At 61.2% G+C, this 18439-nt stretch carries 15 protein-coding genes and 3 pseudogenes; 9 read left to right on the top strand and 9 right to left on the bottom strand.

Going from position 1 to position 18439, the window contains the following annotated elements; all coding sequences use genetic code 11:
* Window positions 1–36 precede the first annotated feature (36 nt).
* From EJ072_RS05000 to EJ072_RS04990, 3 genes are all read left to right on the top strand, one after another.
* Window positions 37–1098, top strand: coding sequence for a betaine/proline/choline family ABC transporter ATP-binding protein (locus EJ072_RS05000; RefSeq protein WP_126078821.1), 1062 nt, complete (start codon window positions 37–39; stop codon window positions 1096–1098).
* The gene (locus EJ072_RS04995) at window positions 1095–3206 is read left to right on the top strand and encodes an ABC transporter permease subunit (protein ID WP_126078820.1); all 2112 of its coding nucleotides are present in this window, start codon (window positions 1095–1097) and stop codon (window positions 3204–3206) included. Before EJ072_RS05000 ends, EJ072_RS04995 begins: the two co-directional genes overlap by 4 nt.
* A gap of 360 nt (window positions 3207–3566) precedes the next feature.
* Complete coding sequence (locus EJ072_RS04990; protein ID WP_126078819.1) at window positions 3567–3953, top strand: hypothetical protein; 387 nt, start codon at window positions 3567–3569, stop codon at window positions 3951–3953.
* Window positions 3954–4423: 470 nt separating this feature from the next.
* On the opposite strand, the gene EJ072_RS04985 is transcribed toward EJ072_RS04990, so the two are convergent.
* Window positions 4424–5029, bottom strand: coding sequence for a beta-propeller fold lactonase family protein (locus EJ072_RS04985; RefSeq protein WP_245491011.1), 606 nt, complete (start codon window positions 5027–5029; stop codon window positions 4424–4426).
* Here EJ072_RS04985 and EJ072_RS37465 point away from each other — a divergent pair.
* Both EJ072_RS37465 and EJ072_RS04975 read left to right on the top strand, forming a co-directional pair.
* A pseudogene (locus tag EJ072_RS37465) lies at window positions 4982–5281 on the top strand (hypothetical protein); the annotation flags it as partial. The gene EJ072_RS04985 and the pseudogene EJ072_RS37465 overlap by 48 nt on opposite strands.
* 311 nt (window positions 5282–5592) lie before the next feature.
* Window positions 5593–6258 (top strand): annotated as a pseudogene (locus tag EJ072_RS04975) (amino acid ABC transporter ATP-binding protein).
* An 81-nt stretch (window positions 6259–6339) separates the two neighbouring features.
* Here EJ072_RS04975 and EJ072_RS36520 read toward each other — a convergent pair.
* The 6 genes and pseudogenes from EJ072_RS36520 to EJ072_RS04945 form a co-directional block, all read right to left on the bottom strand.
* Window positions 6340–6465 (bottom strand): annotated as a pseudogene (locus EJ072_RS36520) (YeeE/YedE family protein); the annotation flags it as partial.
* 223 nt (window positions 6466–6688) lie between these two features.
* A complete protein-coding gene (locus EJ072_RS04965) occupies window positions 6689–7852 on the bottom strand; it encodes a mandelate racemase/muconate lactonizing enzyme family protein (RefSeq protein ID WP_126078816.1) in 1164 nt (387 codons plus the stop codon).
* A gap of 175 nt (window positions 7853–8027) precedes the next feature.
* On the bottom strand, window positions 8028–9023 hold the full coding sequence (locus tag EJ072_RS04960) for an ABC transporter permease (RefSeq protein WP_126078815.1): 996 nt from the start codon (window positions 9021–9023) through the stop codon (window positions 8028–8030).
* A gap of 12 nt (window positions 9024–9035) precedes the next feature.
* Window positions 9036–9983 (bottom strand): ABC transporter permease, encoded by a 948-nt coding sequence (locus tag EJ072_RS04955; RefSeq protein ID WP_126078814.1) that lies wholly within the window; start codon window positions 9981–9983, stop codon window positions 9036–9038.
* Window positions 9980–11506 carry a sugar ABC transporter ATP-binding protein gene (locus tag EJ072_RS04950; RefSeq protein ID WP_126078813.1) on the bottom strand — a complete coding sequence of 509 codons (1527 nt, stop codon included), beginning with the start codon at window positions 11504–11506 and terminating at the stop codon, window positions 9980–9982. Before EJ072_RS04950 ends, EJ072_RS04955 begins: the two co-directional genes overlap by 4 nt.
* 58 nt (window positions 11507–11564) lie before the next feature.
* Window positions 11565–11723 carry a hypothetical protein gene (locus EJ072_RS04945; RefSeq protein ID WP_189343220.1) on the bottom strand — a complete coding sequence of 53 codons (159 nt, stop codon included), beginning with the start codon at window positions 11721–11723 and terminating at the stop codon, window positions 11565–11567.
* Window positions 11724–11745: 22 nt separating this feature from the next.
* Between EJ072_RS04945 and EJ072_RS04940 the strand changes: the two genes are divergently transcribed.
* The 3 genes from EJ072_RS04940 to EJ072_RS04930 all read left to right on the top strand — a co-directional run bounded on the left by EJ072_RS04940 (window position 11746) and on the right by EJ072_RS04930 (window position 14621).
* On the top strand, window positions 11746–12048 hold the full coding sequence (locus EJ072_RS04940; protein WP_127409642.1) for a hypothetical protein: 303 nt from the start codon (window positions 11746–11748) through the stop codon (window positions 12046–12048).
* A gap of 72 nt (window positions 12049–12120) precedes the next feature.
* Window positions 12121–13617 (top strand): sugar ABC transporter ATP-binding protein, encoded by a 1497-nt coding sequence (locus EJ072_RS04935; protein ID WP_189343219.1) that lies wholly within the window; start codon window positions 12121–12123, stop codon window positions 13615–13617.
* Between the two features lie 35 nt (window positions 13618–13652).
* Entirely contained in the window at window positions 13653–14621 is a 969-nt protein-coding gene (locus tag EJ072_RS04930) for an ABC transporter permease (protein WP_189343218.1), read from the top strand.
* A 105-nt stretch (window positions 14622–14726) separates the two neighbouring features.
* On the opposite strand, the gene EJ072_RS04925 is transcribed toward EJ072_RS04930, so the two are convergent.
* Window positions 14727–15671, bottom strand: coding sequence for a DSD1 family PLP-dependent enzyme (locus EJ072_RS04925; RefSeq protein ID WP_245467337.1), 945 nt, complete (start codon window positions 15669–15671; stop codon window positions 14727–14729).
* A gap of 1716 nt (window positions 15672–17387) precedes the next feature.
* Between EJ072_RS04925 and EJ072_RS04915 the strand changes: the two genes are divergently transcribed.
* Complete coding sequence (locus EJ072_RS04915) at window positions 17388–17597, top strand: hypothetical protein (RefSeq protein WP_126078807.1); 210 nt, start codon at window positions 17388–17390, stop codon at window positions 17595–17597.
* Window positions 17598–18173: 576 nt separating this feature from the next.
* On the opposite strand, the gene EJ072_RS04910 is transcribed toward EJ072_RS04915, so the two are convergent.
* Window positions 18174–18353 (bottom strand): hypothetical protein, encoded by a 180-nt coding sequence (locus tag EJ072_RS04910; protein ID WP_126078806.1) that lies wholly within the window; start codon window positions 18351–18353, stop codon window positions 18174–18176.
* Window positions 18354–18439: the final 86 nt, after the last annotated feature.

Genomic DNA, 18439 nt, shown 5'->3' with positions numbered 1-18439 from the left:
GCGGAGCCGGGCAAGCAAGTCGCATGGATAGCTCCGATGACCCCCGCCTCACGTCCGATAAAGCTTGCCTGCCGCAATGTCTGGAAGGTCTATGGCCGGCGTCCGGACTATTATTTCGACTCGCGCGGCTATGTGATCGACCCCGATGCGCTGGCCGAGCGTCTGCGCGCCGAGGCGCATCTGCCGGCCGTGGTCGATGCCAGCTTCGAGGTGGCGACCGGCGAGATCTTCGTCATCATGGGCCTGTCCGGCTCCGGCAAGTCGACCCTGGTGCGGTGTCTGTCGCGCCTGGTCGAGCCGAGCGCCGGCGAGATCCTGCTCGACGGCAGGAACCTGCTCGCCGCCAGTGGCAAGGAGCTCACCGAGCTGCGCCGCCACGCCATGGGCATGGTGTTCCAGAATTTTGGCCTGCTGCCGCATCTGAGCGTGTTGGACAATGTCGCCTTCCCGCTGAAGATCCAGGGCAAGCCGGCGAAGGAGCGCGAGGCCCGCGCCCGCGAAATGATCGCGCTGGTCGGGCTCGAAGGCCGCGAGACGTCCTTCCCGCACCAGCTTTCCGGCGGTCAGCAGCAGCGCGTCGGCATCGCCCGCTCGCTCGCGGTGGGGCCGGAGCTGTGGTTCCTCGACGAGCCGTTCTCGGCGCTCGATCCGCTGATCCGCAAGCAGATGCAGGACGAGTTCCTGCGCCTGCAGCGCATGCTGAAGAAGACCATCATCTTCATCACCCACGATATCGCCGAGGCCTTCCGCCTGGCCGACCGGCTGGCGATCATGCGGGCGGGCAAGATCGTGCAGATCGGCCGCCCGGCCGACATCGTGCTCAACCCTGCCGACGACTATGTCGCGCAGTTCACCGAGGACATGCCGCTGCTGCGCGTCATCACGGCCGGCGACATCGCCACGCCGGCCAATGGCGCGGCGCTGCCGGAGCGCAGCGTCGCCGCCGACACCAGCCTCGAGGCGCTCATCCCGCAGCTTGCCTCCGGCGTGGGTGCCTTCGCCGTTCCCGGTGCGGTTGACAGCCCGCCGGCGGTGCTCAGCGCCGGCGCGGTGCTTGCGGTGCTGCAGCGCGAGCAGGCGAGGCGCAAAAGCTCATGACGGCGCCGGCCGCGATCGCACCATCCGCGCAAAGGTTCGTCATCGCGCCGGCCCTTGTTCCCTGGTGCGCGCTGGCCGTGCTGACGGCGCTTTGCCTGATTTTGAAAACCGAGTTTCCCTGGCTAGTCAATTTCCCCAAGGAATGGACGCTGCCGCTGGCCTCCTACATCAACGCCGTGACCAACGTGGCCGTCGCCGTCATCCAGCCGGGGTTCCGGGCGCTCTCAGCCTTGCTCGATGCGCCGATGCGCGGCGCGCGACTGGTTCTCGCCTGGCTGCCCTGGCCGGCCGTGATGCTGGCGATTGCCGTCCTTGCGCTGAAGTCGAGTGGCGAGCGGCTGGCGATCTTTGCGCTCGCCACGCTCGCCTACATCCTGCTCGCCGGCTACTGGCCGCAGAGCATGAACACGCTTGCGCTGGTGCTGCTGGCGGTGCCGATCTCGACCGTGCTCGGCTTCCTGCTTGGCGTTCTGGGTTACGCTCTTCCGCGCTGGCGTCCGGTGCTCAACGGCGCGCTCGACCTGATGCAGACGGTGCCGGCCTTCGCCTACCTCATCCCGCTGCTCTTGCTGTTCGGCTTCGGCCCGGTGGTCGGGCTGATCGCCTCGGCGATCTATGCGACGCCGCCGATGGTGCGCAACACGATGCTCGGATTGGACCGGGTGCCGGCGGCGATCAGCGAGGCCGGCTTGATGAGCGGCTGCACGCGCCGCCAGCAATTCTGGCAGGTCGAGGTGCCGACGGCGCTGCCTCAACTTCTCGTCGGCTTCAACCAGACGACGATGGCGGCGCTGTCGATGGTGATCGTCGCCGCCATCATCGGCGGCTTCGAGGATATCGGCTGGGAAGTGCTGTCCTCGATGCGCAAGGCCGAGTTCGGCCAGAGCATCCTGTCCGGCCTGGTGATCGCACTGCTCGCCATCCTCATCGACCGCCTCACCATCGGCTTCGCCAAGGCGCCGGAAACCGGACCGACGCGCGTCATGCGCTGGATGACGCCGCGCTGGCTGGTGCTGTCTCTGACGATCGCGCTGGCTCTGGCCGTCGTCATCCGGCTGGCCGCGCCCGATGCGACGCTTTTGCCGGAAACGGGGCTGCGCATGCAGATGGGCGCCGTGAACCAATGGCTGCTGGGGCTGGTGCGTGACTATGCCTGGTTCTTCAACGGCGTTCGCAACGCCGTGCTTTACTGCTTGCTTCTGCCGATGCGCGTCGGCATTTCGGGTTCGGCGACGCCGGCAATGTGGGGCTTCTCGCTGCCACCGTGGGCCCTGGCCGTCTATGTCGTCCTGGTACTGGCCTTGGCCGTTCTGGCCGCGCGCCGCCTCGGCTGGCGGGCTGCGGTCGCGGTGGCCGCCGCCGGCCTCGTTCTCTACACCGGCTTCCTCGATCTGCCGTGGCCTGTCTTTATCCTTGCCGTCGCCTTGCTTGCCGCCCAGGTAGGCGGGCCGCGGCTCGGCCTCTTCGCGGTGGCGGGCTTCGGGCTGATCCTGGTCAACGGCCTATGGCCGCAACTGGTGCAATCGCTCTACCTCTGCACGCTGGCGGTGCTGCTTTGTCTTCTGGTCGGCGGCGCGCTTGGTGTTTGGGCGGCGCATAGTGAGCGGGTCTCCCGCGCCCTGAAGCCGATCTGCGACGCGCTGCAGACCATGCCGCAATTCGTCTTCCTCATCCCGGCGCTGATGTTCTTCAAGGTCGGCGAGTTCACGGCGCTGATCGCCATCATGCTCTACGCCATCGTGCCGCCGATCCGCTATGTCGAGCATGGCTTGCGGCATGTGCGCGCCGATGTCGTCGAGGCGGTCGAGCAGATGGGCGCGACGCCGCTGCAGACGCTGCTGCAGGCCAAATTGCCCCTCGCCTTGCCGGTCGTCATGCTCGGCCTCAACCAGACCATCATGGCGGCGCTGTCGATGCTGGCCATCGCCGCTCTTGTCGGCACGCGCGACCTTGGCCAGGCGGTCTATGTCGCGCTCGGCAAGGCTGATGCCGGCATGGGCCTGATCGCCGGCCTGTCGATCGCCTTCCTGGCGATCCTCGCCGACCGACTGATTCAGGCTGCCGTAGCGGGGACGACCTCTACCGTCTGGACGGCACACATGCCATAACGCCGACATGCAGCGCCGAGCCATGATTGTGGTGTTAGGAGCGCCTCGATTACCACCACTCTTGGCATAACGGGGCCAGCGCCACGTCGGCTTCATCCGTCCACCTCTGCTTCCGGCCCGAAAGCAGACTGACTGCCAAGCGCCTCACCACAGCCATTGGAGCGAGCCCGCCGGGGTCCTAGAAGCGGACCATTAGAACGGTCCTAGCCAGCTCATGGACGCCGTTGCAAACCGCTGCTGCTTTCGAGAGCGGTTAATAGAAAGCCTTTTCCCTCGACAAATGAAATCCAGCGGACCGCATCCGGACATCAAACACCTCGGCGTGAAATAAGACCCCCTCCACGACATAATGTTCCATCGTTGAGCTTCGTCGGCCCCAACGAATTGCCCAAGCGCGACACTGGTTTTGACAATGCACAGCCTCTCTTGCAGGAGAGGAAGGACAACGAGAACGCGCGCTTCGAATCTCTCTCGCGTCAGCAGCTTGAAGGTGGCAAGGGCCTTATCTCAAGGCGGAAAGGGCAGGATATGGAGAAAGCACAGATGGCCGCCTATCGCTCCGCCGCCACTTGGATCGAAACGGCTCTTGACTGCTTTGTCGAGGCCGCTGAGCGGATGCCCGAATATACATTTCTCGCCGAGCACCACTCTGCGCATGACGCGCCGCGTACACCGGCCGGCGACTTGGTGGCAGGCGTGCTGGAAAGGGAAAGGTGCCGCAGCTTTCCTGAGCGTCGGAATGACTGACTGGCTGATGCTTTCAGAGACCAACCGTCCAGTTGGCCCTTGGCATCCTCATCGGCCGGTCACGCTCGAGCGACACAGCTTCGATCACCTCGGCCGCTGCCTTCAGAACCAGATCTGCAGAGCGCTCGACCTCATCGAGCCGCCTCATAATCCGGAGGCGGAGACGCACGAGTTGGTGAAGCTCGGAACGCCTCTCGCCAATGGTCAAAGCTTCAAAACGCAAAACACTTACTCGGCACGCGGTACAAGCGGCTATGGTCGCTCAGACCAGTCGCCACCGCGAGATCGCCATCTGGCGAAACGCCTCCACCCTTTAGCGTACTCCGAGAGCCGATGGGCGTCACAGCCCGAGCGTTTCGAAACCGTTGCACGGTCGATGCCTGATCGCTCGAGTTCATTCAGAAAGCCGTCGCGGCGGCCTGCTCTACATCGTCCTGTGTGAAGAAAGAGCGGATTTAAAACTGACGGGTCTACCAACCGTTTATGAAGATGACGATTGCCGCCAGATTTTGACGCGCATTGGCGTGCCGGCAAACGTCTGGCTGATCTTCCGAAGCGATCCGCTGCTCACGTCGCGTTCGAAAACCACCAACGAACTGGTGCCCTGATTGGCAACAATCAAATATCGCACCGACGATATGATAGCAAAGTTGCGCGGCAATTCTCCGCCCGAATAGATGTTTTCTTTTAGCGCAAACATGGCTCGTTTCGTGGTCAACTTCAAATACGGCAATACTATTATGCCCTCTATTGGAAAAATACAAGAAACGCTCATCTGGAGATAGGTGAATATCCGCGCTGCTATTTTGACCACGGAAGCTTGCCGGCAAAGTGCTTGCCGTCATGCGTCGATTGAGTGAACCGTCCAATGAATCAAAATCGTATTGGCTTACACTGGACGCGATCTCATCAACAACATAGCCCGTCATCCCATCTTTTCGAAAAATGAAGTGGCGGGGACCTGAGCCTTTTGGGGTCGATACGAATTGCTTCGGTGTCTCGCGAAGACGACCCCAGTCCAGCCTCGTCGCGCTTGGTCGCGGAATTTCGAGCAGTGGCTGTTCAGCGCAGACCATATCGGCCTGCGTTACGGAATCGATTGCGAAGAGGCGCAATCACCAAAGCTTTCTCCCGGTATGCGCGGAATCGTGCTTCTGCTCCTCTGCCTTAAATTGGACGATGCTGACGATCTCTCGCTTATTGTCGACCAGCCGGAGGAGAATTCCGATCCGAAACCCATTCTGGATGAACTGGTCGGCCTCTTCCAGGCGTCGAAGGCGAAGTGGCAGGTTATAATCCTCAAGCTGTTTCAGTCAGCGCATCTCGTCGGGCAGCAGAGGCCTCCGCAAGAACTCCGGCCAATCTGGCTCTGGATGGAGAATTGAGCGAACTGCCCCGTGAGAGGCTCGGAGAGATCGCCGCGCTGGATGCGCGCGTATTCGGAACAGACCGTGCGAGATACTTGCGTTGCTCGCATAGGATGCCCCCAATTGGCACATTGAGCCGTGGCGGAGATTGTTGGCTATTCCAAGTGTCGCGAGTTCGGGCGCGGCTTTGTGATTGACCTCGTCGTACCCCGAAATGACCAGCGCACGGTGTCTCGCGGCCGCCCATCTGCAAACCCTTCGGCGCCCTGGAGGTGCTTAAGGGCGTAAGCTTCGACGTACGCAAGGGCGAAGTGATCTGCATTATCGGCCCGTCCGGCTCGGGCAAGTCGTCGCTGATCCGCTGCATCAACGGGCTCAACAACATCCAGAAGGGCTCGATCAAGGTCGAAGGACAGGAGGTGAACGACCCGAAGCTAGACCTCCTCGCGCTGCGCAAGAAGGTCGGCATCGTCTTCCAGCAATACAACTTCTTTTCACACAAGACATCATAATGGCACCGGCCCTGGTGCTGAAAGAGCCGAAGAGGGAACGTAGAGGAACGCGCCCGTGCGCTGATCGCCAAGGTCCGCCTGCAGGGCAAAGAGGATACCTATCCGGGAGAGCTTTCGGGCGGTCAGCAGCAACGCGTGGCGATCGCGCGCAGTTTGGCCATGCGTCCGGCCGTCATGCTGTTCGACGAGGTCACGGCAGCGCTCGATCCGGAGACGGTGAAGGAGGTGTTGCTGACGATCAGGGAACTCGCGGCCGAGGGGATGACCTGCATCCTCGTCACCCATGAGATGGGCTTCGCCCGCGAAGTCGCTGACCACGTCTATTTTACTGATCACGGCGTAATCGTGGAGCACGGGCCGCCGACTGAGTTCTTTACCAAGGCGAAATATCCGAGAACCAGACAGTTCCTCAGCCAAATTCTATAAGACCGTAAAGTTTGGGTTCCACCGACAAGGTTCGATCCAGCCGGCCTGATTGGCGAGCGGACTAATCCCAGGGCCTATCCAACCCAAGGCTGACGCGGTCAGTCCCGATATCCTGGCGATACCGCGGTTCAGCAGCAGGTACAGTGCCGCCGAAAGGCCAATGAGGAGGCCGCCTGATAGCGGCCAAACGACGTTGAGGTCGGACATAGGAGCCAGTTCGTTAGGGGAAGCGGACGACGACTGATGACCGCCGATCTTGAGCTTGAGCCCCTCCCTCGTTGTGGCGGAGATGATTTGCGTCGTGGATCATCCAAGACCATAGCCGGAGCACCTTTCTCTCCAGTACCCTCAAGAACTCCACATTTGCATGTTCACGATCGCCGACGCTCGTTGAAAGCGAATAAGAGGTACCGTGCCATCAGGGCCAGTTCTAGTGCAATTGTCGGAAGACCGTAAACAGTTCGGCCTTCTTTTCAAAGCCGACACCTGGAATATCCGGTAGCCCGAGATAGCCGTCTTCCACGGCAATGCCGTCGGCAAAGCCGCCAAAGGGCTGGAAAACGTCCGGATAAGATTCGTTGCCGCCCAGATGCAGGCCCGCGGCGATGTTAAGCGACATCTGATGGCCGCCATGCGGCACTACGCGTCGTGAGGACCAGCCAAGCGCCTTTATGATCTCCAGCGTGCGGAGATAATCAACCAGGCCGTAGGAGAGGGCGCAGTCGAACTGCAGATAGTCGCGGTCGGGCCGCATGCCGCCATGGCGCAGGAGGTTACGCGCATCCTGATGCGAGAAAAGGTTCTCGCCCGTCGCCATCGGGCCGTCATAGTGGCGCGTCAGTTCCGCCTGTAGCGCGTAGTCCAGCGGATCCCCAGGCTCCTCGTACCAGAACAGGCGGTACGGCCGGATCGCCTCGGCATAGGCGATGGCGGTCTTCAGGTCGAAGCGTCCGTTGGCATCCACAGCCAGATATTTGCCCTCACCGACCACCTCCAGAACGGCCTCGATGCGGCGCAGATCCTCATCCAGCGGCACGCCGCCGATTTTCATTTTCACCACCTTGTAGCCGCGGTCCAGATAACCTCGCATCTCCGCCTGAAGCTTCGAGTGGTCCGTGCCAGGATAATAATAACCACCGGCCGCGTAGACCCAAACCTTCTCGTCCGCCACGCCTGCCCGGTAACGGTCCGCCAGGAGGCGCCACAGCGGAACGCCGGCGATCTTGGCGACGGCGTCCCAGACGGCCATGTCTATGGTGCCCACCGCCACGGACCGTTCGCCGTGGCCACCAGGTTTCTCGTTGGTCATGAGAGTCTTCCAGATTGCGAACGGGTCGAGGTTATTCTGCTGATGGTCAATGAGCGTTTCCGGATCGGCGCCAAGAACTCGCGCGAAGAAACGGTCGCGCATTAGGGCGCCCTGTCCATATCGGCCATTCGAATTGAAACCGTAGCCAACCACAGGTTTGCCGTCACGTACGACGTCGGTGATCACGGCGACGGCCGAGCAAGTCATTTTGGAAAAGTCGATGTAAGCGTTGGCGATGGGGGAGGCAATCGAGACTGTCTTTTCCCTGATGTCCACGATGCGCATGTTTGGTCCTGTCCTTCGAGTGGCGCTGCCGCCGCCTTGCAGTAAGTGGCTGCCTGCGAAATCGCCTGTGCAGTTGGCTTCGTTCTTCGATGGCTTCCGCGATGGCTCGGGCAGCCTCCTCGTAAGTCCTCGAGCATCATCCAGACGTCCAGACCTTCCGATCTAACTGGCGCCCTCAGATGTCGCCGTTCTTGTCGGTGAGGCCGTGGATCAGCAACATGACCAGGATGATTGCGCCGAAGACTATTTGGCGTGCGGCGGGGGGCATCTGCATCACGGAAAGGATCGACGACAGAAGCGTGATGAAGAGAGCCCCGACGAAGGTGCCGATATAGTTGCCTCGACCGCCTTGAATCGAGGTTCCCCCGATTACCACGGCCGAGATGACCGGCATGAGATAGGGGTCCCCCATACCCTGATAGGCCTGGTTGGTGTAGCCTAGCAGGAGGATGGCGCCGAAACTGGAAAACAACCCTGCAAGGACGAAGGTTGCCACTCTCACCAGATGAACCCGTGCCCCGGCAAGAAACACGGCACGTCGCGAATTGCCGAGCGCATAAAGGTAGTTTCCATAAACGGTCCGTTTGAGCATCCAGACGGTGATCGCTGCAAGGACGGCCCAAACGAGAAAAGCATTGGGGACGCCGAAGCTCCTGCCGGTCGCCGCCTGGGTTGCCAGCCAGGGGACTTCACCGTTGGGGCGGCTGTTGCCGGTGTAGAAAACCGCGGCGCCCAGCAGCATGGCGTTGACGGCCAGCGTCCAGACCATCGCAGGAACGCGAAAGATGGCGACACCGATGGCGTTCAAAAAGCCGACCGCCATGCCGAGGCACAGACCCAGCGGAATTGTCAGGCTGGCGACCAGGGGATTGGAGCTGCCGGAGGCCGAGATGACGACAATCGCCGTCCCCGTGATGGTCCACGGTACTGAAAGGTCGATCTCGCCGAGCAGGATCACCATCATGGCGCCGGTGGCGATGATGCCAAGAAAGGCGGCGATCTGAAGCTGCTGCAACAGGTAGCCGGGCTTCAGGAAGCCGGGATACAATAGCGAGCCGCCCAGAAGCAGAGCGACGCAGCCTAGGGCGATCAGCAGGACCGACATCCGGTCCCGGTTGAGCCAGCGGGGTGATTTGCGTGGCGTAACGGTTCGCTCGGTTGCATCAGTCATCAGCGGTACAGCTCAAGCCGGCTGCGGCACCCGGAAAACGCCAAGCGCGCCGAGTGCAATTGCGGTTGCCAGGATCAATCCCTCGAAGAACGGTTGCGCCAATGGGGGCAGTCCGGAGAAGAACATCAGCGACGAGATGGTCTTCAGGATCAAAGCGCCGATCACGGCGCCGATGGGGCTACCCGCGCCACCGCTCAGCGCAACGCCGCCCAAAACGACGGCGGCAATCGAGTTCAGCGTGTAGGACGGCGCGATGTTGGGATCACCAGTGAGCGTGACCATGCTGACATAGATCCCGGCAAGGGCCGCGATGAAGCCGCTGCTGCTATAGGCGACGAGCTTGAGCCGATTCACGCGAAGGCCGGTCATGTAGGCTGACTGTTCCGACGACCCGACGCCATAGAGGCCCAGCCCGACGGTCGTGCGGCGCAAAAGGACCAGCAATACGACGAGGACGACGGCAAGAATGACCGCCGAGACGGGGATGCCCGCCACCGCATAGGTGAGCGCGTCCGACATCGTCTCGTCGATTCTGCCTCCAGGCGTTGGCCGCAGAAGCAGGGCGATGCCGCTGAAGATGCCACCTGTCGCCAGGGTGGCGACAATCGGCTGCACCCGGCCATAGACGACCGCGATCCCGTTCACCAGCCCGCAGGCCGCCCCGACAGCGAGCACAGCCACCATGCCAAGGGCAATCGACGCTGGAGACGCGTTGAAAACGAAGGACGCCACCACGTTGGTCAGCGCAACGACGGATCCTACCGACAGGTCGATCCCCTTGACCAGGACGACAAAGAACTGGGCGATCGCGGCAAGCCCAAGCAGCGTCCCCTCGTTCGACCAGATGGTAACCACATAGGTTGAGAAGCCGCGTGGATGAATGGCGATATAGACGGCGAAAAGCACCACGAGAGCGAGCTCGGCAATTGCTTCCCTTGCATTTTGACGAAGCCAGGTCATGACATTTGGGCCCGAGCGTGAAGATGCACGTTCATTGAGGCGGCGATGAGCGCGTCGGCGGACAGCTGATCGCCCTTCAGTTCCTTTGCCACGCTGCCCCGGTAGAAGACATAGACCCGGTCGCACAAATGGATAAGCTCCTCATAGTCGGTCGACTGCAGGATCACCGCCATTCCTTCGGCCGCCAGATCGGTGAGCAGCCTGTAGATCTGGGCCTTGGTCCCGAGGTCAATGCCGCGCGTCGGGTCCATCAGCAGCAGACATTTGGGCGACAGCACCAACCATTTGGCCAGCACCACCTTCTGCTGGTTGCCGCCCGACAGCGTTGCAACGGGATCCTCGAGCGAACCATAGGTCAGGGCCAGGCGTTCGATGAGTTGCCGCAGCCGCGCATCGCTGTTGCCGTTCAGGTCGAGCAAGCCGAATGGCGCCCGCCCGAGAGCCGCCAGACGCATGTTCTGGGCAACCGACATGCTGGGGATCAGCCCCTCTGTCTTGCGATCCTCGGGCACAAGCGCCAGACCGATATCGGATTGTTTCAGCCTCGGCGGCTTCAGCCCGTTCAGTCGCTTGCCATTGAGGTCGATGCGGCCCGTCACTCCGCGCAACACACCGAAGACGGCATGCATGATCTGCTGCTGGCCCTGCGCGTCCAAACCGCCGAGCCCGACGATTTCACCGGCGCGCGCGGCCAGCGATACATTGACGAGCTGGCTTTGCCAGCTCACGTCAGATACATCCAGAACGGTGATCGCTGTGTCGGGCACAGGTGGGCGACGCGGCGGGAAGAGTTCTTGCAGCGAGCGGCCAATCATGAGGCCCACGATCTGATCCGTCGTGCGCGCGCCGACGTCGAAGGTCTCGATATGTCTGCCGTTGCGGAAGACGGATATGCGGTCGGCGATGGCGTAGACCTCATGCATGCGATGTGAGATGAAAAGGATCGCGACACCCTGCGCCTTCAGCATCCTGAGGACACCGAACACCGTTTCGACGAGCTCGCTGGTCAACGCCGAGGTCGCCTCGTCAAGAATAAGAAGCTTGGGCTTGCGGAACACGGCTTTCGCGATTTCCACCAGCTGTCGCTCCGACAGGGAAAGGCCAGAAACGCGAGCGCCGAGCGGGATTGACGTGGCACCAACCAGGTCCAACGCCTCGCGCGCCTCTCGATAGACGCCACGCTCCACCAGTCCCATCCGGGTGCGCGGGGCGGCAAGCACGATATTGTCGCCAACCGAAAGGTGCGGCATCAGCGACAGTTCCTGGAACATGCAGACAGTGCCCTGTTTGGCCGCGTCGCGCGGGGAAGAGAAGCGCACCGTCTGCCCGCCGATGGAGATCGTTCCGCTGTCCGGCTGGATGACGCCAGCCAACAATTTCATCAGCGTCGATTTGCCCGCGCCGTTCTCGCCGAGAATGGCGTGCACGCGTCCCGGTTCGCAGCGGAAATCCACCTTTGTCAACGCCGGGACGCCGCCATAGGATTTCGACACCGATTTCAGTTCGACATAGCGATCGGCCATGCGCGCTCCGTTGCCGCACGATCTGGCCGGCGCAATGCCGGCCAGATCGTGTCACGGCTCAATTGGCGTTGTCGGCCGTCTGGCCCTGCAGCTCATCCGGCGTGAACACAGGGAAGCACTGCGGAAAGCCGGTGGCCGTGTAGAAGGTCTTCGGCAGGTCGGGGAAGAAGTCCTTGCCTTCGGCCAGATCGGCATTGTTCTTCTGGGGGATCGGCAAGAACACCTTCTGCGGCAACGCGTTGCCCTCCAGCAGCACGACTGTCGAAGCGGTGAAGTCCGGCGAACTGCTTTTCGACATCGGCGGTCATTGGCTTCAGGGCGGCTTCGCGCTGGTCACCCTTTTCGACCAGATCAAGGGCATTCCGGTGCCGCCTGGTGCCGACAACGTCAAGCTGAAGCTGCTGCCGCTGACCAAGGATCGGGTCGCGCAGTTTGAAAAGGATTTTCCAGGCGGCGTGCCCGCCTATGATTTCCGGCAGCACTCCCGCTTCTACAACAAGGACGCCAAGCCAGCCGTTTTCGAGATGCAATACAGCAACTGAACGGACGTTCGGCCTGCCTGCCGCCTTATGGTTGCAGGCAGGCCTCACCCTGATATTGGACGCGTTCGGTTCATGACGCTTACCGCGAGCAATTTGCATAAGAGCTACGGCCAGACACGTGCTGTGCATGACGTCTCGATTGAGCTGCGGCCGGGTACGGTTCACGCCATCGTGGGCGAGAACGGAGCCGGCAAATCGACGACCCTGCGCATGCTTGCCGGTGCCGAACGGCCTGACGGCGGCGAAATGACCTTGGATGGCGCAAGATACGCCCCACGAAGTGTCATCGGCGCGGCGGCCCTTGGCGTGTCGCTCGTCTACCAGGAAATCACGATCAACCGCTCATTGTCCGTTGCGGAGAACATCTTCATCGACCGCCTGCGGATGTTCGCCGGCCGCCTCGGTTTCATCGACCGCAGACGCATGGAATCGGCGGCGCAGGCGATCCTGGAGCGGATCGGCGCGCAGATATCGGTCTCATCGGATACAGGCAGTCTCAATCTCGGCGAGCTGAAATGCATCGAGATCGCTCGAGCTCTCTCGACAAGTCCGAAAATTCTCCTCCTCGATGAATCCACCGCCTATCTGGATCATCGGGAGGTTCAAGCCGTCCTTCGCGTCATCGGCGAACTCAAGGCGCAGGGGATGACGATAGCCTTCGTTTCCCATCACCTCGACGAGGTGCTGGCCGTCGCGGACGAATTGACGATTCTCAAGGACGGCCAATTTGTCGGAACGTATCGCACGAGCGAGATCGTGCCGCGTGAAATTCATCGCCGCATGGTGGGGCGCGGGCTTGCGAAAAGCATCTATCCGCCACGGCCGGCAAAAGACCCGGGCAAGACCGAGCGGGATCCCGTCGTTCTCGAAGTCAGCGACGTCGCGGTTGGACGCGAGCTGAGCAACATCAGCCTGGATGTTCGCGCTGGCGAGATCCTCGGCCTTGCCGGATTGAAAGGCGCCGGCGCCGAAGCGCTGTTTGCGGCCATTTGCGGCGACTTGCCTTTGCGCCATGGCTCCATGAAGCTCGCTGGCGCCCGCTACGCGCCGTCGAGCCCGACTTTCGCATGGCGGCAGGGCGTGGCTCATCTGCCGGGCGACCGCAACAATGAAGGGCTGATTGCCGAGTTCAGCGTACTCGACAATCTGGTGATGGCCCGCCCGCCGCGTCATGGGCCGGTCTTCGATCGCGCCGCCGCAATCGCCATCGCGGGCGATCTCATCGCCCAGATCGGCATCAAGGCGCAAAGCGTCGATGCGTCCTGTCGTTTGCTCTCGGGAGGTAATCTGCAAAAGGTGGTGATCGGCAAATGCCTGGCCGTCCAGCCACGCCTGCTCCTGCTCAACAATCCTACGCGTGGGGTCGACATCGGCGCCCGCGCGGAAATCTACCGCATCATAAGGCAGATGGCGACGCAGGGCCTCGCCATAATCCTGTCCTCGGAAGACATGCCTGAACTGATCGGAATGTCAGACCGGCTGCTGGTGCTCCGACAGGGATATGTCACGCATCGCATCGAGACGGCAGCCGATGCCACCGAACACGACATCATTGGACATATGGCCTGACCATGGAAACGAACGAGACAGCCGGGACAACGGCGATGCCGAACGCGAGCGGCGAGCCGATCCGGAACGCAGGCAGGCTCGAACTCGTCAAGCGCAGCTTTCCGCTTGCCATGCTCGTTCTGCTGATTGTGATTTTCTCGATATTGTCGCCACGCTTCCTGACCTTCAGCAACCTTCTCATCGTGCTTCAACAGGGCACGGTGCTGCTGGTCGCGGCGCTGGGCATGACCTTCGTCATCATGGCGGGCTCGATCGATCTTTCGGTCGGCTCAATCGTCGCCCTCGCGGCATTGGTGACGGCGCTGACCGCAGATCGTCTCGGCGCCGCGGCAATCGTCCCGGCCATTGCCGTTGGCGCGGTTGCCGGCTGGATCAACGGCATGCTCCTCGCCAAGGGCAAGGTCCCGTCCTTCATAGCCACCATGGGAGCGATGGTGGTCTATCGCGGCATCGTGCTCCTTTTCACGCGCGGCGCTCCGGTGTCGATAGAGGACGAGCAATTCCTCAACGCCTATGCCGAACGCACTTTCGGCATTCCCCATTCGGTGATCATCGGCTTGGTGCTGACCGTGTTTGCCTATGGCATCATCAACAGGACAGTGTTCGGACGCGAGGTCCGCGCCGTCGGCGGCGGGGAACGCGTCGCTATGTTGACAGGCATTCAGGTCGCCCGCGTGAAGATCCTCATGTATGTGCTTCTAGGGACCCTGTGCGGCATCGCGGGATTGCTGCAGGGCGCGCGCGCCATGGCCGCCACCGCGCAACTCGGGGAGGGGCTTGAACTGGACGTCATTGCAGCTGTCGTGGTCGGCGGAACGCCTTTGACCGGGGGCGTGGGCAGTGTTGTCGGCACCATCCTGGGCGTTCTGATCATCACGCTGCTGTCGAATGGCATGAACATGACCGGCGTCGATCCATACCTTCAGAATATCGTCAAGGGGACGGTTCTGGTTTGTGCCGTCTTCGTCACCATCGATCGCAAGAAGATCGGTATCATCAAGTAGAGGCAATCGGCTTCGGATGGGCCGAAGATCACATCAGCTATCGTTGTCTTTGCGCGCCTCGTCTCCAGGCCATATCTTGTGGGGCCTCTGGAAGAACCGCGAGCATCATTGCATCATTCCGCGCGCCGCTACAGGAAAGACGCATTCGACCCGTTTGCCGCTCATGCCGACATACCAGTCATAGCGGTCGACCGTTGGATCGCAATGGCCGGGAACGAGGCGTAGCGTTTCTCCGATGGCAAGGCTTCCGGGATCCGAACGCAGGATGAGCGAACCGTGCTCATCCGATGCGCCGGCATAGTCGATATCCTGTCTGGCGTGAACGAGAGGAAGCCCGCTGTCGATGGCAATTCCCTTGTGGCCGCAATCCAGAACCGCGATGCCGGGACGGGCAGCACTCATGACGGTGCTCAACACGAACAGCGATTGTTCGAAATCGGGAGCGGGGCGATTTCGTGCATAGTCGGCATCCATGAACGCATAGGACCCAGCCTGCAACTCGTTGTAGACGCCGCTGGCTGCCTCGTGGGCAAAGGTACCCGTGCCTGCGCCGCCTATGATAGCGCATTCCAGCTTTTGCCGCCTGATCGCGGCGACAGTATCCGCCGTTCGCGCGGCAGCCTGGCCGATTGCGTCGCGTCGCTCCTGTTCGGTGCGCAGGTGCTGGGCGCGCCCTTGATAGGATTGCAGGCCGCCGAACACCAGATGGCGGCTTCTCGCTATGCGTACCGACAGCGCCGTGGCCGGTTCGCCGGGCTCCACACCGCAACGGCCGCCGCTGACGTCGATCTCGACCAGCACGGTCAACCGCGTGGCAGAGGATTCGGCAACTGCTTCGATCTGGTCGACCACGATCGCGCTATCGGCACAAATCGAAATCTTCGACATGTTGGTCAACGCGGCCAGACGCGCCAGCTTGCGGGAGGAAACGACCTCGTTGGAAACGAGGATGTCGCTGACCCCGCCCCAGGCAAGAACCTCGGCCTCCGCTGGTTTTTGCGCGCACTGGCCGTCCGGATGTGCCCGCCGCTCTGCCTGGCGATGGCGGATGTCGATGAGGTCGTGGACCGGTTCGAAAGAAGCTTCGCGGCTATCAGGACCCAGTGAGCTTCACCCCGTTTGGTAGCGGCACTGAGCCATGATAGAAGCGAACGTAAGCAGCCCGGTCGCAGTCGGGGCGTCAGGCACGTCGTCTTCACCTGTTGAATGTCCGTTATAGGTGAAGGGGCCTAAGACGCAGTCGGTCCGCTCTCCTCTTTATATTCAAGAAGGCGTCCGAAACCTTTAGGCTGCTGCATTTCCGATCGGGAAATTCACAATCCGAGCTGCCCAGCAAACCGTGTCGACGGCGTCCTCGCCGTCGCCGACTTTCCATGGCATAAAGCCCTTACCGGGCCGGTTGGTCAATTTCGTCATCGAGCATGCGGCGAATGGTGCATATGGCGTAACTTATTCGCAAGCTGCGGGCCTTGGCAGTCAGCGGGGCATGTTGTGTCAATTACATCAGTGACACCTAGATGTTTATGAGCCGCGAAAGGCGTAGCTTTTCAGGGTATCCAAGCCGCGACGAAGCATTGCACGACGGGCATCCGAAATACGCTATGCGCTTAAACCAAGTCCCTTTCCGAACGATTTGATGTCCGCACTGGAGACACTCCGAATGTGAGATATTCATTGTCTAGTTCGTCAGGGATCGGCAATAATACACCTTTGTACCGATTGGTGCCCGCCGATTCGCAGGTCTCAGCGGGCACCCATTGAACCAGCGATGAAGGGACTATGCTCGCCGGCGAGAAGCTCATCCTCGTCCCTCAGCCCGGCCGAGTAATTTGCCGGGTGACAGTGTTGACGGCGAGCCGCTGGATGCCTTGCTGGTTCGCTTGTTAGGCTCTAAATGAGGCGCCCGGTTTAGATATCCTGGGCCTTCAGTATTGGTGCTTTCGCGGATTGGCCAGTAACCAGCCCGCCCGGCCACGACGCCGAGGTGTTGGTTCGGGGTGTGGTCAATGGCGGCACCGAATGGCTATCACATGATGGCAGCCGGACGCTCCGCTGCCGGCCAACTCCCTATGTCAATTGAGATTTCGAGCTGATTGATTTCATGCTAATCGAAGGCAGGGCCTAAGCATTTCACTGATTTGATGGCCCCTATCCCTGGTGACCGACGGCATCCCTCCGCCCCCCGCCCGAGACCGTCGGTCGCCAATTTACTCTCTGACACATCCATTTTCGGCAAGGCCAGCGCCACCGAGGGCCGCTGCCTCAAATAATTCTATTCGTGCAGGAACAACGCGGCTGGCCCTAAGTTAGCGCCTACTAACGAAAGGAAGCGCAGGAATGAGATTCGTCGTCGTTCTGGACCCGGCCGACCAATGGCTGGTCCTCGACCGGTCTACTAACCTGCCTGCCGAAGTGGGTGACAAAGTGCTCATTGGGCTATCGCATTCGGAAGCCGAACGGCTTGCACGCGAGGCCAATGCTCAGAGCCGTTGGCCGCCTAGTTTTGCCTCTCCTCAGTGCTGCCGTCTTGGAGGCCAGGGATACCGCCGCTGAAGTTTTCGGGTTCATCGATCTGTCTACCCATGCTGAGGCAAAGATCGGCAGAATCCGCCTCGGGGAAGCTATCCACTTCGTGGCGAATGGTCTTTTACGGCGAGCCGAGAACCCCAAGCCTCAGCGCCAGCCGACGCTTTCGTGTACCGGACCCAAATCCTCGTATGCTTCGGCCGGTAGATTTTTTGAGGCGGGAGGTTCGCGGGGGCGAAGATGCAATGGCTTGAGCGCGTGAAGGCGGGCATGTCCGCCGAAGCGCGCTACGAAAGCGCAGCCTATCGCGCGCAGGCCGCTCATCGGCCGCCATGCCGGACTACACGTTTGATGCTGGATCTCGTGCCGTTTCTGCAGCGCGTTGCCGACGCACTGGCACCGTTCGTTGCAGACAAGGCTCCATTTAACTCTCGCGCAAGCTTCAGCTAATATTCTTGTCCTCGCCACTGTTTACGGGAGGCCGATTTGAATCAGCCCACTAGGCTTGAGAACCTACAATTCACTCAATCCATGCTGAAAGAGGTGCGCCGTGTGTTAGACGGATCAGGCGAGACACTTCTGACGTACCTTCTCGATATGGCAACGGTTGAAGCTGAGGAACGCGCCAACTCGATCCAGTACAGCGATTAGACCATCTACAACTATGAAATCTAGATCGGGCCGCGTCGACCTGGAATCCCGCCGGCAGGAGCCCACGGGACTAAAGGCAGGGCAAAGGCAATCAAGCCGGCTGAACGGGCCAGGACCCACAGGCGACGGAGCCGGCAGAATCGACGGGCCGCCACCTGCCGCGATGCTCACGCTTCGTCAAAACTGGCTTCTCATCCGCCTTCTTCATGGGTATCCCCGGTTGATCTCTCAAACGCGGGGAAGCTGTCTGTGCGACGCTGGTTTCAAGCACACAAAAAACCCGCCGGCCGGAGCCAGCGGGTGAAGTTTAAGGTTGGTCTCGGCCCCACCAGGGTCGAGCATCCATAAGGGCACATTCCGGGGCGACCTGCTCCCTCAAATGTTAAATGCTATAGGCACCGGTCGAGTCTCGGGCTGCTGAGCTTCGAGCTTTGTCGATCGGCTCGACGGCAAAATCGAGCCGCCAGCAACCAGCATCAAATAGGCGTCTCGCTGCGCCTGGCTGAAAGCCTCTGCACGTGCCTCGCTATAGGCATCGGCTTCGCCATCATCCATGCCTTTGCCGGTTAGCTCAGCACTATCTTCGGATCGATGTAGAACGTCGCCGACGGCTTGGCGGCGCACACCCCCACGAAGATCCA

Source organism: Mesorhizobium sp. M2A.F.Ca.ET.046.03.2.1, from assembly GCF_003952425.1.
Taxonomy (GTDB): Bacteria; Pseudomonadota; Alphaproteobacteria; order Rhizobiales; family Rhizobiaceae; genus Mesorhizobium.
This window is presented reverse-complemented; position numbering and strand designations above follow the sequence as displayed.